1 protein-coding gene is annotated in these 262 nt (G+C 50.4%); it reads left to right on the forward strand.

The window, feature by feature from the left end; genetic code table 11:
- The first annotated feature begins 66 nt into the window (after nucleotides 1-66).
- The gene (locus FS628_RS32920) at nucleotides 67-195 is read left to right on the forward strand and encodes a hypothetical protein (protein ID WP_260871251.1); all 129 of its coding nucleotides are present in this window, start codon (nucleotides 67-69) and stop codon (nucleotides 193-195) included.
- Nucleotides 196-262: the final 67 nt, after the last annotated feature.

A 262-nucleotide genomic window follows, 5' to 3' on the forward strand; every position in this document is an offset into this window, starting at 1 on the left:
GAAAATCTGGGTGTTGTGAAGAGTTAGGGTGGGGTTTGGGTAGGGGGGGTGGTGAGGAGGTATAAGATGGTGATGATGGGATGTTATTTTGAAAATCTGGGGGGAGAAGCAGAGGAGGGCGGGCGGATGGATGGTTGTGGTGAAGTGGGGGTGAATGGTGGGTATATGGAGGGGAAAGGGGAGCATTATAATTAGGATATGTGGGGTGGGGTAGAGTACGAAGTGGATATGTGTTAATCTGTGGGGAGTGGAGTTGTGAAGT

This window comes from Paenibacillus xylanexedens (assembly GCF_007676705.1).
GTDB classification, from domain to species: Bacteria; Bacillota; Bacilli; order Paenibacillales; family Paenibacillaceae; genus Paenibacillus; species Paenibacillus xylanexedens_C.

Excerpts from the sequence above, each read along its gene's own strand:
- FS628_RS32920 (WP_260871251.1), top strand. The coding sequence starts at position 67 with ATGGTGATGATGGGATGTTATTTTGAAAATCTGGGGGGAGAAGCAGAG.